General features: G+C 70.8%; 12 protein-coding genes and 1 pseudogene. 8 read left to right on the top strand and 5 right to left on the bottom strand.

What is annotated here, in order from left to right; all coding sequences use genetic code 11:
• Nucleotides 1-280 precede the first annotated feature (280 nt).
• On the top strand, nucleotides 281-1,228 hold the full coding sequence (locus tag ACFW1A_RS07245; protein WP_380405611.1) for a ketoacyl-synthetase C-terminal extension domain-containing protein: 948 nt from the start codon (nucleotides 281-283) through the stop codon (nucleotides 1,226-1,228).
• A gap of 168 nt (nucleotides 1,229-1,396) precedes the next feature.
• Here the strand turns inward: ACFW1A_RS07245 and ACFW1A_RS07240 are convergent, their stop codons facing one another.
• On the bottom strand, nucleotides 1,397-2,083 hold the full coding sequence (locus ACFW1A_RS07240) for a bacterial transcriptional activator domain-containing protein (protein ID WP_380405608.1): 687 nt from the start codon (nucleotides 2,081-2,083) through the stop codon (nucleotides 1,397-1,399).
• A gap of 898 nt (nucleotides 2,084-2,981) precedes the next feature.
• Here ACFW1A_RS07240 and ACFW1A_RS07235 point away from each other — a divergent pair.
• From ACFW1A_RS07235 to ACFW1A_RS07220, 4 genes are all read left to right on the top strand, one after another.
• On the top strand, nucleotides 2,982-3,455 hold the full coding sequence (locus ACFW1A_RS07235; RefSeq protein ID WP_380405605.1) for a hypothetical protein: 474 nt from the start codon (nucleotides 2,982-2,984) through the stop codon (nucleotides 3,453-3,455).
• Nucleotides 3,456-3,568: 113 nt separating this feature from the next.
• Nucleotides 3,569-4,060 (top strand): hypothetical protein, encoded by a 492-nt coding sequence (locus ACFW1A_RS07230; protein WP_380405603.1) that lies wholly within the window; start codon nucleotides 3,569-3,571, stop codon nucleotides 4,058-4,060.
• Between the two features lie 231 nt (nucleotides 4,061-4,291).
• The gene (locus tag ACFW1A_RS07225) at nucleotides 4,292-4,657 is read left to right on the top strand and encodes a hypothetical protein (protein ID WP_380405600.1); all 366 of its coding nucleotides are present in this window, start codon (nucleotides 4,292-4,294) and stop codon (nucleotides 4,655-4,657) included.
• 121 nt (nucleotides 4,658-4,778) lie between these two features.
• The gene (locus ACFW1A_RS07220) at nucleotides 4,779-5,243 is read left to right on the top strand and encodes a hypothetical protein (protein ID WP_380405597.1); all 465 of its coding nucleotides are present in this window, start codon (nucleotides 4,779-4,781) and stop codon (nucleotides 5,241-5,243) included.
• Between the two features lie 900 nt (nucleotides 5,244-6,143).
• Here the strand turns inward: ACFW1A_RS07220 and ACFW1A_RS07215 are convergent.
• The 4 genes and pseudogenes from ACFW1A_RS07215 to ACFW1A_RS07200 all read right to left on the bottom strand — a co-directional run bounded on the left by ACFW1A_RS07215 (nucleotide 6,144) and on the right by ACFW1A_RS07200 (nucleotide 10,058).
• Complete coding sequence (locus tag ACFW1A_RS07215; protein ID WP_380405594.1) at nucleotides 6,144-7,040, bottom strand: serine/threonine-protein kinase; 897 nt, start codon at nucleotides 7,038-7,040, stop codon at nucleotides 6,144-6,146.
• A gap of 278 nt (nucleotides 7,041-7,318) precedes the next feature.
• Nucleotides 7,319-7,732, bottom strand: a pseudogene (locus ACFW1A_RS07210) (transposase); the annotation flags it as partial.
• A gap of 170 nt (nucleotides 7,733-7,902) precedes the next feature.
• On the bottom strand, nucleotides 7,903-8,790 hold the full coding sequence (locus tag ACFW1A_RS07205; protein ID WP_380405591.1) for an aldo/keto reductase: 888 nt from the start codon (nucleotides 8,788-8,790) through the stop codon (nucleotides 7,903-7,905).
• 617 nt (nucleotides 8,791-9,407) lie between these two features.
• Nucleotides 9,408-10,058: a hypothetical protein gene (locus ACFW1A_RS07200; RefSeq protein ID WP_380405588.1), complete on the bottom strand. Its 651-nt coding sequence runs from the start codon at nucleotides 10,056-10,058 to the stop codon at nucleotides 9,408-9,410.
• A 474-nt stretch (nucleotides 10,059-10,532) separates the two neighbouring features.
• Here ACFW1A_RS07200 and ACFW1A_RS07195 point away from each other — a divergent pair, with 474 nt between their 5' ends.
• From ACFW1A_RS07195 to argF, 3 genes are read left to right on the top strand one after another with little or no spacing between them, the layout of a single operon-like run.
• The gene (locus ACFW1A_RS07195) at nucleotides 10,533-12,062 is read left to right on the top strand and encodes an amino acid permease (protein ID WP_380405585.1); all 1,530 of its coding nucleotides are present in this window, start codon (nucleotides 10,533-10,535) and stop codon (nucleotides 12,060-12,062) included.
• Nucleotides 12,063-12,081: 19 nt separating this feature from the next.
• Nucleotides 12,082-13,305, top strand: a complete 1,224-nt coding sequence (locus ACFW1A_RS07190; RefSeq protein WP_380405582.1) for an arginine deiminase — start codon at nucleotides 12,082-12,084, stop codon at nucleotides 13,303-13,305.
• A 17-nt stretch (nucleotides 13,306-13,322) separates the two neighbouring features.
• Complete coding sequence (gene argF, locus ACFW1A_RS07185; RefSeq protein ID WP_380405579.1) at nucleotides 13,323-14,327, top strand: ornithine carbamoyltransferase; 1,005 nt, start codon at nucleotides 13,323-13,325, stop codon at nucleotides 14,325-14,327.
• The last annotated feature ends 1 nt before the right edge of the window (nucleotide 14,328 follow it).

The following is a 14,328-nucleotide window of genomic DNA, read 5'->3' as shown; positions in this document are numbered from 1 at the left end:
CGACACCGCCCCGCCCGCCCGAACTGCCTCGAGGACGGCATACGGCCGAGCACAGCCTCCGCCCAGGTCTCTGCCGGAGCCGCGGCGCTCGCGGCTGCGCGAAGCACAGCTGCGCCGCTACGGCGAAGGACCCGACCGGATCCTGGATTCCGCACGGGAGGGATTCAACCCGAGGGCAGTGACCAGGGCATCGGACTCCCGGTGTCGTCCGCTCCGTCGTCAAGATCGCTCCAGAGGGTGGGGAAGTCGCTTGCGCGGCGGGATCGGTGGGGCCCGGCGGTTGCTGGTCAGTGTGTTCGGGCGGCAGGAGGCTTGTGAGGCGGTGCTCGGCGGGGCGCTGATCATCGACAGTGAGGACCCTCGCAGTGCGCTGGGCACGATCAAGTCGCGGCGGATCATGGACATCGCGGACGCCGTGCGCGCCGTCCGCCGGGAGTTGCCGGTGCAGTTGAGCACCAACATCGCCGAGGGCCAGTTGCTGTACCGGCGCGCCGCGGGCGGGCTGGCGATCGGTAGGTCCCCGTACGAAATGGTGGGCAAGGCCGCCCAGGCGGCGCTCGGTGTGGCGGTGTCAATGGGCACCGCCGTCCATCCGTGCCCCTGCCCCAGGTGCACCGCGCCCTGGTGGGCCTTCGCGAGTACGACCGGCCGCGCCCGACGCGCCGGGCGCCTTCGACCTGGCGGAGCACGCGGACGCCCTGCTCGGCGACGACGGACGCCACCCCGCTGCCGCCCCGGCCGTGCACTGACCGCCGGCGTCAACAGCTTCGGCGCCACCGGCACCAACGTGGACCGGGTGCTGCGCAGCGCACCCTCCCGCAGCAAGGTGAAGTCCAAGGATGGAGGGGCACTGGGGAGCACACCGGTCCTGCTGCCGGTCTCGGCCCGCTCTCCCCCGGCCCTCACCGCGCTCGCCGGGCACTACGCGGACCTGCTCTCGGGCTCGGACGGACCGCCGCTGGCGGACGTGTGCGTGAGTGCGGCCGGCGGCCGTGACCACTACCGGCACCGCCTCGTCCTGACCGCGAGCACGGCGCCCGAGGCCGCCGCCGCGCTGCGTGCCTGGACCGCGGGGGAGACAGCTGAAGCCGGGGATGTCGTGCAGGGTGTGGTGGTGTCGGTCCGAAGGCCCCCGAGCAGCCCCGAATCGTCTTCGTCTATCCCGGCCAGGGCACGCAGTGGGCGGGCATGGGACGGGAACTCTCGCCTCCCAGCCGGTGTTCCGTGAGGCGATCGAGGCCTGCGAGGCGGTCGTACGGGAGCACGGCGGCTTCTGAGGGGTCGAATCACGTTTCCGCAGGGCAGAGGCACCTCTAGCAGGGATGCCGCCACTCGTGTCCGCAACCACGAGAACGCCACGGTGATCCGGACAGCTCGCATACTGAGCCAGCCCGCACTACCTCGGTCGCGCACCGGGCGAGCCCGCCGTCCCCCGATTCCCGGGCGTCAGCCCGGGACGTGGTGAGGATGCGCGGGTGGAGTTCGGATGGGCGGGACTCAGCAGGTCCTGGAAGGCGCGGACGGTTCCGGGGGTGGGACGCTCGTCGATCTCGGCGAGGTGAACCCGGAGGCGTTCCTGGATGCGTCGGACAGCTTCGGTACGGCCGAGGGCGAGGTGCTGGCTGGCCAGCCGCAGGTGGAGCTGCTCGTTGTAGGGGTCGTGGTCCAGGGCGCGTTCGAGCAGTCCGAGCTTCTCCTCGGGGTCGTCCGTGCTGCCGACGAGCGTGGCGAGGGCGTGGAGGACGCGTCGGCGGGCGTCCTCGCGCGGTGCGGTGAGCCAAGGGCGGTCCAGGCCGGTGCACAGGTCGCCTCGGTAGAGCTCGACCGTGCGGCGGTGGGCGGCCGCGCGGTCGTCCGGGCTCGGGGCCGTGCCGGCGCGTCGGGCGGCCGTGTAGAAGTAGGGCATCGGAGTTGATGGCAGATCGTCGAGTTGGTAGTCGCGGCGTCGGCGCAGGCTGCGCCGGATCGCTGCCGCGCTCAGGGCAACGGCGACCGGCAGGGCGAGGTAGCCCGCACCGCCGGGGAGCTGGATGCCGAAGGTCGGGGCATGTGCACCGTTTGCTGCGCGGGCCGGCTCCGCCACCGCAGGCCGGGCTTCCGTCGGTGGAGCCGGCGTCGGCCCGTCGGCCCACCGCCTCGCCGGCCTCGCCGGCGCCGACGACTCCGTCTGCCGGGCCACCGGGCTGCGCCGCGGGGCGCAGGACTGCTCGCTGCATGACGGGGCGGCGAGTGTCGATTACAGAGATCGTTTGCGCGTTAACGCTACGTTACTCAACGGTGAGGGGTGGCAGGCAGGGTTGTCGGCAGCCGGGCTGTGCCACTGAGACACACCCGGCTGCTGCCCGATCACATCGGTCCAGGGGGGATCCGCTCCATGCCCGTGCCGTCCCGTCGTTCGTCCCTGCGATCCGCTGCGACGGCCCTCGGCCCGGGCCTCGTCGTCGCCCTCACCACGTCGACGCCCGCGCTCGCCGCCAACGAGGGCGACCACTGGATCCGCACCCGAACTGCGTTGCCGATCAGCAGATCCAACTGAAGTGGGTCAACGGTGCCTGGCACGACGAGCAGGAGCTCAACCCGACCGTCACCGACAACGGCCAGTGCACGTTCACCCTGACGGACAACCGCGCGCACCTCTGGAGCTCCAACGGCGCCGGCTCCGGCTGGTGGTACGACGGTCCGGGGCACAAGATCTGCGCCCTCATCTACGAGCCCGCCGACATCCACGGCCAACCCGGCCCCTGCAACCGAGACCGGTAAGAACCGCCTGACGGAGAACCGGGCGCACCGGCTCGCCGCGAAGCCCCGGCGACTGGGGCCCGGTCCTCGCGTGCGGGTGCGCCCAAGGGATGCAGACCGTCCACCTCCCGACTGCCCGCACGCCCAGCCCGGCACCCGACATCCACCTGCTCGACCACATCGCGCCGTGCCCGAGATCGGCGCCCTGACCCCATCCTCCAGCCGAAAGGACCCGACGTTCCATGCACTCGTTGGTCAAGAAACTCGCTCCGGCCGTAGCGGCCGTCATCACAATGGCCGGCGCCGTGACGGTCGCCGGCACCTCCAGCGCCTCTGCCGCCGGCTGGGGCTGTTCCGGCAGTGAGGTCAGCGGATCGCCCTACCCCACAAGGACCCCTTCCGGGGCCGTCTTCAGTTACGTCCACCTGTACTGGGACGGCTCGACGGGCCGCAACTGCGCCGTCAACGTGAAGACGGGCAGCCTGTACGGGACCCCGAGCCTCACCGAGGTCAGCCTGAGCGAGTGCGCTGCCGGAGACACCCCTGGCGGCAACTGCGAACAGATCGCCGCAGACGGTGACAACAACATCTACAGCTACTACGCGGGGCCCGTCAGCGTGCCCGCCGCCGGCCACTGCATCGTGCTCGAGGCCTGGACCCTCGACGCCAGCCGCGCCAACGAGGCCGACCTGTTCATCGGCCCCTTCCACTGCTGAAGCCGCCTCACCCGCAGCTTCCGCCCCGACCGACTCGAAGACAGCGCGCCAGGCCCGCCGCCGGTCGGCACCGTGGGCGCGAACTCGACAACCCTGGAAGGGAAGTCCACGCCATGCACGCCATCGTCCGCAGGTTCGCACCGGCCGTGGCGGCCGTCGTCACCATGGCCGGCGCCGTCACGATCGGCGGCGCCGCCAGCGCCTCCGCCAGTGGCTGGGGCTGCTCCGGCAACGAGGTGAGCGGCTCGCCGTACCGGGTGTCCACCACGACGGGTTCCGTGTACAGCTACGTGCACCTCTTCTACGACCCGTCCTCGGGCAACAACTGCGCCGTCAACGTCAAGACGGGCAACCTGTACGGCACCCCGACGCTCACCAAGGTCAAGCTCAGCGTCTGCTCCGAGACCGCGCCCAGCATCAACTCCTGCAGCGGCTGGAACCTCCCCTCGCAGGAGGACCCGACCAACGACACCACGCTCTACTCCTACTACGCGGGCCCCGTCTCCGTCCCCGGCGCCGGCCACTGCATCGCGGTCTACGCCGAGACCGACCGCACCGCCAGCGACTACGCGACCTACTGGAGCGGCGCCTTCCACTGCGGCTGACCCGGCCCGACCCGGACGACCGCGGACGGTCCACGGCCACCGACCGCCCGCGCCCGACGGGCAATCCATGCAAGGCCGGGCCCGACACGCAGCGCGGGTGTGAACACAGCGAGAAACACGCCTGCCGACCAGCGCCACGCGCTCGCACAGGCTATGGCCCCTCAGCGGCACGGACTCTCGCCGGCTGCACCGCTCCCTGGCACCCGCCTCGCATCCAGTGCCGTGCTCGGCATGGCCGGACGCGCCAACGCCGACGCACCGCCGACCGGCGTCGAGGCCTGCCCCACCGGATCATTCCGCCTCTGGCACAACTCGCCCGGCGTGGGCCGGGGTTCCTTCGAGCACTGGATCCCCGGCTCGTACAACGACCTGAGCCAGTTCTCCATCCGAAACTGGGGCAACAACGGGTCGGGCTACGGCCTGACCGTCAACAGGAACGCCGCCTCGGCCGTGAACAACACCTCCTGCTCCTGGAACCTCAGCGTTCCTGCTGGGGCCCCGCCCGCCACCAGCTTCGGTATCCCGATCAACCAGGGATTCGCCGGCCGGCTTCCGGCCGCCGCCTACAACAACGCCGTTGCGATGTTCATTAACTGACGCTTCATCAGCCAGTTGTTCGTGCGACCGCTCGACACCCTGGCCGCCTGGCAACGCAGTTCCGGCGTCCAGCCGGAGTGATCCACCCGACACTATTCCGCTTGAAAGGACTTCGATTCGCATGCGTGCTCTCGTCCACAGGATCGCACCGGCCGTCGCGGCCGTCCTCACCATGGCCGGCGCCGTCACCGTCGCCGGCACGACCAGCGCCTCCGCCAGCGGCTGGGGCTGCTCCGGCAACGAGGTCAGTGGCTCGCCCTACCCCGTCAAGACCTCGGCCGGCGCCGTCTACAGCTACGTCCACCTCTTCTGGGACGGCTCCACGGGCAAGAACTGCGCCGTCAACGTCAAGACCGGCTCCCTCTACGGCACCCCGACGTGGACGCAGGTCATCGTCTACGAGTGTGCCGAGGACACCCCCGTCTCCTGCAATGCGATCAAGGAGGGCGACGACGGCAACAACTACAGCTACTACGCCGGGCCGGCGAGCGTCCCGGCCGTCGGCCACTGCGTCGTGGTGCAGGCGTGGACCGACGACACCGCCGGGAACGAGGCGAACTTCGCCGTCGGCCCGTTCCACTGCTGACCCGCAGACGCCGGGAGTCCGGCCGCCGGGCCGGCAGCCGGACTCCCGGCCGCGCGAACACATCCGCCGTGACCTTCTGCCGTCACCGCTCAAACGGCGCCGATGTCGGCCGCTCAGACATACTCGGGGAGTAAAAACATCCGAGCAAAGATCTGGACCGGCGCTGCGTCACTGGCGCTCACAGCGCCCGGTCCCGGCCACCACCAGCGACTCGACCTCGACCACCTGCACGGGCACCACCGCACGTGACGTCAGTTCCGGAAAGCTGCCGCCCTGGCCCGCACCCGACCACGACACAGACCAGTGCGCTGCAGGACGACTTCTCCGACCTCGCCGATCTCGACGCGGCAAACTGCTCGCCCCCGTCGTCGCGGACGCCCTCGGCTACCACGACAAGACCACCAGCCGCCTCCTCAGAGAAAGCGGCGGGACCTGGAGCCGATACGCCGCCGGCGACCACAGCCGGTCACCGTCCGGCTGGACGCCTCGGGGAGCTCACGAGGCCGACAACACCGTCATCCCCGTCCAGGCCAATCCCCCACGTCTGGCCATTTCCCCGGGGGAAGGCCGCTCTCAACCAGATGCAGGCGCCGAATGAGTTCCTCCAAGACCAGCTTGAGCGATGCCTTGTCGCCCTCAGTCGGAGCCATTGAGTTGGGGAAACCCTTCGCTCGTCGCTTCTCGCACCCCACTTCTTGGCCATCCCGAAGTGGGCTTGATTCGGTTGGTGGACAACCTGATTGGGGTGTCCACCAACCGAATCAAGCCCAGCCAGTCACGTGACTCGCTCCCGACGGCCCGGACCACAACGATCGGATCCTGCAGTTACTGCAGTGCGCGAGATTGGGTGCCGGGTGCAGCCGCGGCTCAGGCCCACTACCGAGTGGTCAGTGCACCCTCTCAATCCGTGTCATCAACCAGGCCCAGATAGACCGCCATATTTTTCATGAACCTGGACTTCTGAGTCGGCGCGGGGCGCTGATCCTTCCTGCCGGTGATCGCGGCTCGGAGTCGGACGCTGACTTCCGCGGCGGTTTTCGGCCGGCGTTCGGGGGCCTTTGCGAGTAGCTGCGCAACCAGGGTGTCCAGCGATGTGGGGGTACCGGGACGTCGGGCACTGGGAGGCTCGGGAACGCGGTTGACGTGGGCAAACATCAGAGCTGTCGTGGGCAGGTCCCCAAAGGGGGTGTTCCCGGTGAGAAGCTCGTAGAGTAGGCAGCCGAGCGAATACAGGTCGCCGCGGGCATCCTGGCGCCCGGTGTTGAAGCGCTCGGGCGGCATGTACGCGAGGGTGCCCATGATACTGGTACTTGTTGGACTGCTGGTGTCAAGACGCTTGGCGATGCCGAAGTCCAAGACCTTCACCCGGCCGTTGTCGGCGAGCATGACGTTGGCCGGTTTGAGGTCTCGGTGCACGATGCGGGCCTGGTGGGCCGCTGAGAGGGCGTCAGCGATCCTTACCCCCCATTTGACTGCCTGCGTGACAGTAGGCACCCCATCGTCATGCAGGACCTGGCTCAGGCTACGGCCGTGAACCAGCTCCATCACGAGGAAGAGTGAGCCGTCAGCGTCTTGGCCCAGGTCATGAACGGTGACGATACCGGGGTGGTTGAGTGATCCTGCGGTACACGCCTCGCGGAAGAGCAGGTCAGCAGCGTGCCCGCCCAGGTGAGTCTGCATCATCTTGACCGCGACGTGGCGACCAATGACGGCATCGCGGGCGGACCATACTTCGCCCATGCCGCCTCTGCCAAGCAGTTCTTGAAGCTCGTAGCGGCCTGCAATGAGCCATCCCACACCGCACCTCCACCAGATCCAGCTTCGGCATAGCTGTCGCCTTGAGGTGGATCCTATGCATTCGAGCGGCAAGGAAGTTGGGGCCGCAGCGGAATGATGGCCTGTGCTCGAACCCCAGCACGGGCGAGACCCAGGCAGCCGTAGGCAACTGTCCTGCCCCATGACCATCAGCAGCAGGCGCGGTGATCGTCAGAGTGGCCAGGAAGCATCCAGCCGCGCCGCCTGATCGCCTCGTGCACGTCGGCCAGGTATCGGCCTCGTCGATGAGGCGGGCGTCGGTGCGCGGAACTCTGACCGTGCGTCAGACCGCGGGCGGACAGCGAGAGCACCCTCTCGTCCACACCGGACAGGCGCCGCTGGCGCTTGCGGACCAGCTGCGGCTCGAACGAGCCCTCGCAGGCGCGGGGAACCTCGATCGCGACCGGGCCGACCTCGGGCAGCACCGTCTTCGACCGGGTGCCGTTGCGCGAGTTCCCGCTGCCCGCCCCGGCCGGATCGTGCTTCTCGTAGCCGAGGTGGTCCGTCGTCTCGCCTTCGAGAGCGGACTCCAGGATCCTCTTCGTCAGTTGCTGCAGCAGGCAGCCGGCGCCGGTGAGCTGCAGCCCGCTCGCACGGGCCCTGTCGACCAGCTGCCCGATCAACTGCCCGTCCAGCGCGCCCGGCTGCAACTCCACCGGCCGCACAGCCTCCATGGCCTCAGCCGAGACGGTTACTTCCTTCACCAGGTGCTTCTCCTTGATCGGGAGCTACACCGTTCTTTCTGCAGACCCGTAGGGCGCCGGCTGACCCTTTCGGTCCGAGCGGTGACCCGCGGAGTGGGCTTCGGCCGGCAGTGGCGCCGCTACGCCCCGGCCGGCCGCAGCTAGGTGAGGAGTGTCATCTCGTCGTCCGAGAGCCGCAGTGCGCCGGACGCCATGTTCTGCGCGAGGTGGTCCGGATCACCGGTGCCCGGGATCGCCAGCACGTGCGGCCCCTGCTGCAAGGTCCAGGCCAGCCGGACCTGTGCGACGGACACACCGTGCGCGCGGGCTACGGCGTACACCGCCTCGTGGTCGCTGGGGGCCGGACCCGCGTCGCGTCCAGGACCGGCGATCGCGAAGAACGGGACGAAGGCGAGGCCGAGTTCACCGCAGAGCCGCAGGAGCGCCCGGTCCTCGCCCGACGCACCGATCCCGTACGGGTTCTGCACGCAGACGACCGGGGCGATGGCCCGGGCCTCGGCCAGTTGCTCGGACGTGACGTTGGAGATGCCGAGGTGGCGGATGAGCCCGGCATCGCGCAGTTCGGCCAGAGCGCCGAAGTGCTCGCCGATCGAGCCGGCCCGCCGGCTCGGTGGCACGCGCAGGTTCACCACGTCCAGGTGATCGCGGCCGAGTTGGCGCAGATTCTCCTCGACCTGGCCGCGCAACTGCGCCGGCGCGGCCCACCACCACGCGCCCGAGGGATCGCGACCCGGCCAGACCTTGGTGGTGATGACCAGGTCCTCCGGGTACGGCGCCAGTGCCCGGTTGATCAGCTCGTTGGCGGAGCGCGTCGCCGAGAAGTAGAAGGCGGCGGTGTCGATGTGGTTCACACCGAGCTCGATCGCCCGACGGAGCACGCCGATCGACCGATCGCGGTCACGCGGCACGCCGCGGTCGAAGGGGGCGGTACCCGTCAGCCGCATCGCGCCGAACCCGACGCGATGGACGGTCCGGTCGCCAAGTTGCCAAGTACCCATGGCAGGATGGGTGTTCGTCTGTTGGCTCATAACGCGGATCTCATCTTGCGGCTTGGAACAACGAACCGATGGGTGGGGCGCGGCGCGTTCAGGTCGCTCGGCAGGGCGAGGACCTCGAAGCGGGTCCACCGGTGTCGAGCCGGGCGGGCCCCGGGCATGAAAAAAGCCTCCTCGGCGGATCGGAATCCACACCGAGAAGGCTCACGTGATGACCAGCATTCTAGGGCCTGTCTGACAATTCGCGTCGGATCAGGCCGGGTCGTTCGGTGCGTGCTCTCGGCGTGCGGCAGGAACGCCCTCGTAGCGGAGCTACTTGGGCGTTTCGGCCGTGCGGCGAGAGTGGGTGCCGGGCGGGCCGGACCCGGCGGGAATGGTCAGACAGGCCCTAGCAGGGCAGGGCGTCCACCAGCAGGTCATCGATGGCGCGGGCGCTGCGCGACAGCCTCGCCTCCCGTCTCCTCGACGGAAAGGACATCACCAGCACCCCGGTGCAGCCGGCGCAGGCCGTGGAGGGTGGGCAGGAGCAGGACGCGCTGACATGCCTGGGTGGGCTCGTTGTCGAGGGGCACGGACGTCACCCCGGGGCTGTCCTTCCGGCGCGGTGTGCGCCGGGGCGAGGTCGGCGGACCGGGGTCGGCGGACCGGGTTCAGCTGTGCCGAGGGCCTTCGGTGCCGGGCCGTTGGGAGGCCCGGCCGGTCCAGACGGGTTCCAGCTCCGCCCAGGCGCGTTGCCAGGCCGTGTCGGCACGGCGGTCCAGCGATCGCAGGCGCAGGCCCAGGCCGCAGGCGATGAGGGCGAACAGGATGCCCGCGGCGAGCAGGCCGACGACGACGGCGTCGGAGGCGAGGTCGGCGATGCTGGCCGGGGCGGTGGCCGGGCGGCCGGTGTCGGCGACCCAGATGCTGACGGTGGAACCCGCCCCTGCCTGTCGGCCGATGCCCACGGTGCCGGTCTGCTGCTGCCCGGCGGGGTACGTCCACGTGGCGGTGGCCCGGTACTGGGGGGCTTCGGTGCCGGTCCTGTCGGTCGTGGTGCTGGTCGAGGTGAGCAGGACGGCGTCCAGGTGGTGCAGGCGGGCAGCTGCCGCAGCGGCACGGTGCTCACGCGAGTCGAACGAGGTCCACCCGGCGGTGGCACCGAGCACGAGGGCCATAGTGCCGGCGACGGCGGCGACGAGCCGGGCCCGGCTGCGGGCCCGGTCCACCGGTCGGGCCAGCTCATTGCGCTCGCCACCGAGCGCCCGGCGCAGGCTGCGGTGCCACGGACGGATGGGACGGGTGCGCGGCGTGCGGGTCATTGGCGGACTGCCCTTCGGTGACCGGTCGGGAGAGGACGGGAGGGGACGAAAGAGGACGGGCGGGCTCAGGTGCGCGGGATCACCGCGCCGGGCGCGGCGAGGTGGTGGAGCACGGCGTGGGCGACGGGGCCGAGCCGCACGCCCCGGGAGTGGCGGTCGTGGCGGCCATGGCGGCCATGGCGGCCGTCGACGACCAGGCCTTGGCCCGGTCCTCCGTCGAGAACTCTGTCGGAGGCGATCGGCTCGGCCCAGGGACCGAGGGGGTCCTGGAGAGGGCCAGTGGTCCCTGAACGGCCCCGGACCCCGGGCAGCCGGGAGCCCCGGGACCAGTGGGTCGTGGGGAGGGGACGGGTGGCGCCGTGATCAGGGTCCGATGGTCCCTGGGGTGACCGGCGGCCGCGGCCCCAGGATCGTCACCGTGAGCGACGGACGCACCGGTGTCCGCCTCCCGGACGCATCGCAGAGGAGCACCAGATGTCCGTACACGGTCGCGGAAGACCACCGCAGGGCACGGCGGTTGACGGAACCGCAGGGGCAGGGAGCGGCTTCGGGCTGCCCGCCGCGACCGCGCTGGTGGTCGGCAGCGTCATCGGTACCGGGGTGTTCGCGCTGCCGTCCGCGCTCGCGCCCTACGGGCCGATCGCACTGGTGGCGTTCGTGCTGGTGACGATCGGCGCGCTGGCGCTGGCGCTGGTCTTCGGGCGGTTGTCGCAGCGGGTGCCGGGCAGTGGCGGACCGTACGTCTACGCCCGGGAGGCGTTCGGCGAGTTCGCCGGGTTCCTGACCGCCTGGTCGTACTGGATCACCGCCTGGGCCGGGAACGCGGCCATCGCGGTCGCCTGGGTCGGGTACGTCGAGGTGTTCGTCAACAAGGGCCACCACACCTGGGGTTCGGTCGGGATCGCGTTGGCGGGGCTGTGGCTGCCGGCGATCGTCAACCTGACCGGGGTGCGCACCATCGGCGCCTTCCAGGTGGTGACCACGGTGCTGAAGTTCCTGCCGCTGGCGTTCATGGCGACCGCCGGCCTGCTGTTCGTGAAGTCCGGGAACTTCGGGGCCTTCAACGCGAGCGGCGGCTCGGCGCTGGGCGCCGTGTCGGCCGCCGGTGCGATCGCGCTGTTCAGCTACATCGGCCTGGAGACCGCGTCGGTGGCCGCCGGCCGGGTCCGGGAGCCGGAGCGGAACGTGCGACGGGCCACCGTGTACGGCACGCTGGCCTGCGCCGCGATCTACCTGCTCGGCACCCTGGCGGTCTTCGGGACCGTCCCGCACACCCGCCTCGGCTCCGCCACCGCGCCGTTCACCGACGCCATGAACACCATCGCGGGCGGCCACTGGGCCGGCAACCTGGTCGCGGTCGCGGCGATCGTCTCCGGACTCGGCGCGCTGAACGGCTGGACCCTGATCTGCGCCGAGATGCCGATGGCGGCCGCCCGCGACGGGCTCTTCCCCACCGCCTTCACCGGCACTCGTGGGAGCGGCGAGGTGCCGGTCTTCGGCATCGTCTCGGCCACCGTCCTGGCCTCGGTGCTGACCGTGGTCAGCTACACCCGGTTCACCAAGGTCTTCACCGAGATCGTGCTGCTGAGCGTGCTCACCGCCGTCGTCCCGTACCTGCTCTCGGCCGCGGCCCAGCTGTACTGGCTGGTGGTGCACGGCCGTCAGGAGCTGGAGCGGCGGCGCTTCGCCCGCGACGCCACGGTTGCGGTGCTCGCCCTCGCCTTCTCGTACTGGTCGATCCAGGGCAGCGGCTACCAGACCGTCTACTACGGCCTGTTCACCATCCTGCTCGGCATCCCGGTCTACATCTGGCTGAAGCGCCCGACCACCACGGCCCGAACCGCTGCCTCGACCGGACCGGCCGGGGCCGAGCCCGCGGACCCCACCGCGGCGCCCCTGCCGAAGGCGACGGCGGCGCCCCTGCCCAAGGCGGCTCGCGCCGCCCGCCCGGTGGGCCTGCCGACCGTCCTGCGCCGTGCACTGACCACGCGTCACCAGCACTGAAACCCCGAGGAGCACCCCCGTGTCCACCCTGCGTGTCGAATCCGAGGCAGGCCGCCTGCGCCAGGTGATCCTGCACCGCCCGGGCCTGGAACTGTCCCGGCTGACCCCGCGCAACGTCGACGGCCTGCTCTTCGACGACATCCTGTGGGCCAAGCGCGCCCGCGAGGAGCACGACGCCTTCGCCCAGGTGCTGCGCGACCACGGCGTGCGCGTCCACCACTACGCCGACCTGCTCGCCGAGACGCTCGACCTCGCTCCGGCCCGGGCCTGGCTGCTGGGCCAGGTCGTCACCCCGGCCACCGTCGGCCCCGCCCTGGTGGAACCGCTCCACGAGCTGTGCCTGCAGCTCGACGGCAAGACCCTGGCCGAGTACCTGATCGGCGGCGTCCTCAAGGACGACCTGCCGCTGCGCACCCCGCCCAGCCTGGCCTGGCAGACGCTCGGCGAGCAGGACTTCGCGCTGCCGCCGCTGCCCAACCACCTCTTCCCGCGCGACAACTCGTGCTGGATCGGCGGACGCTACAGCCTCAACCCGATGGCCCGCCCGGCCCGCCGCCGCGAGACCCTGCACACCGCCGCGATCTACCGCTTCCACCCGCTGTTCGCGCAGGCCCCGCCCCCACTGCTCGACGGCACCGGCACGGCCCCCGGCCTGAGCCTGGAGGGCGGCGACGTGCACGTGCTCGCACCGGGCGTGGTCATGGTCGGGATGGGAGAGCGCACCACGGCCCAGGCCGTCGAAACCCTGGCCCAGCAACTGTTCCTGACCAACACCGCGCACCGGCTGATCGCGGTGCGGCTTCCGGAGAGCCGCGCGTTCATGCACCTGGACACCGTCCTGACGATGATCGACCGCGACACCTTCGCCGTCTACCCGGGCCTGGCCGACCGGCTGCGCTCCTGGACCCTCGTCCCCGCCCCCGAGCGCCCCGCCGGCTTCGACGTCGGCGCCGACAGCGACCTCGCCGCCTCCCTCGCCGAGGCGCTCGGCCTGGACAAGGTCCGCTTTCTGTCCGCCGAGCAGGACGTGCGGGCCGCCGAGCGCGAGCAGTGGGACGACGGCAGCAACTTCCTGGCCCTGGAGCCCGGCGTGGTCGTCGGGTACGAGCGCAACACCACCACCAACACCTACCTGCGCAGGCAGGGCATCGAGATCGTCACCATCGCCGGCTCCGAGCTGGGCCGCGGCCGCGGCGGCCCGCGCTGCATGAGCTGCCCCGTCCAGCGCGATCCCGCCAACTGACCTGCTGGGAGAGAACCATGACCACCGACCTGCACGGCCGGCACTACCTGCGCGAACTCGACTTCACGGCCGCCGAGATCCACCACCTGCTGGACCTCGCCGCCGACCTCAAGGCCGCCCGTGCGGCCGGCACCGAGCGCCGGCAGCTCACCGGCAGGCGCCTCGCGCTGATCTTCGAGAAGAACTCCACCCGCACCCGCTGCGCCTTCGAGGTGGCCGCCGCCGACCAGGGCGCCACCACCACCTTCCTCGGCCCCGACAGCTCCCACCTCGGCCACAAGGAGTCGGTGGCCGACACCGCCCGGGTGCTCGGGCGGATGTACGACGCGATCGAGTACCGGGGCTTCGCCCAGGACACCGTCACCGAACTCGCCACCCACGCCGGGGTTCCGGTCTACAACGGCCTCACCGACGAGTGCCACCCCACCCAGAGCCTGTGCGACGTGTTCACCATGCGCGAGCACAGCCGCCGGCCGCTGGAGCAGATCTCCTTCTGCTACCTGGGCGACGCCCGCAACAACACCGCCCACTCGCTCCTGGTGATGGGCAGCCTGCTCGGCATGGACGTGCGGATCGCCGCCCCGCGCGAGCTGTGGCCGGATCCGCTGCTGGTCGCCGAGGCCCTGCTGCTCGGGCAGCGGAGCGGCGCCCGCTTCACCCTCACCGACCAGGTCGAGGACGCGGTGCGCGGCGCCGACTACCTCTGCACCGACGTCTGGGTCTCGATGGGCGAGGACCACGCCCGGTGGAAGGAGCGCATCGACCTGCTGCTCCCGTACCAGGTCAACGCCGGGACCATGGCCGCCACCGGCAACCCGGACACCGCCTTCCTGCACTGCCTGCCTGCCCTGCACGACCGGCGCACCGACCTGGGTGCCGAACTCGCCGCCGAACACGGGCTGGAGGGCCTGGAGGTCACCGACGAGGTCTTCGAGTCGCCGGCCTCCCTGGTCTTCACCCAGGCGGAGAACCGCATGCACACCATCAAGGCGATCCTCGTCGCCACTCTCGGGAGGGACTGAC

The sequence above is a fragment of the Kitasatospora sp. NPDC058965 genome, assembly GCF_042741245.1.
Taxonomy (GTDB): Bacteria; Actinomycetota; Actinomycetes; order Streptomycetales; family Streptomycetaceae; genus Kitasatospora.
This window is presented reverse-complemented; position numbering and strand designations above follow the sequence as displayed.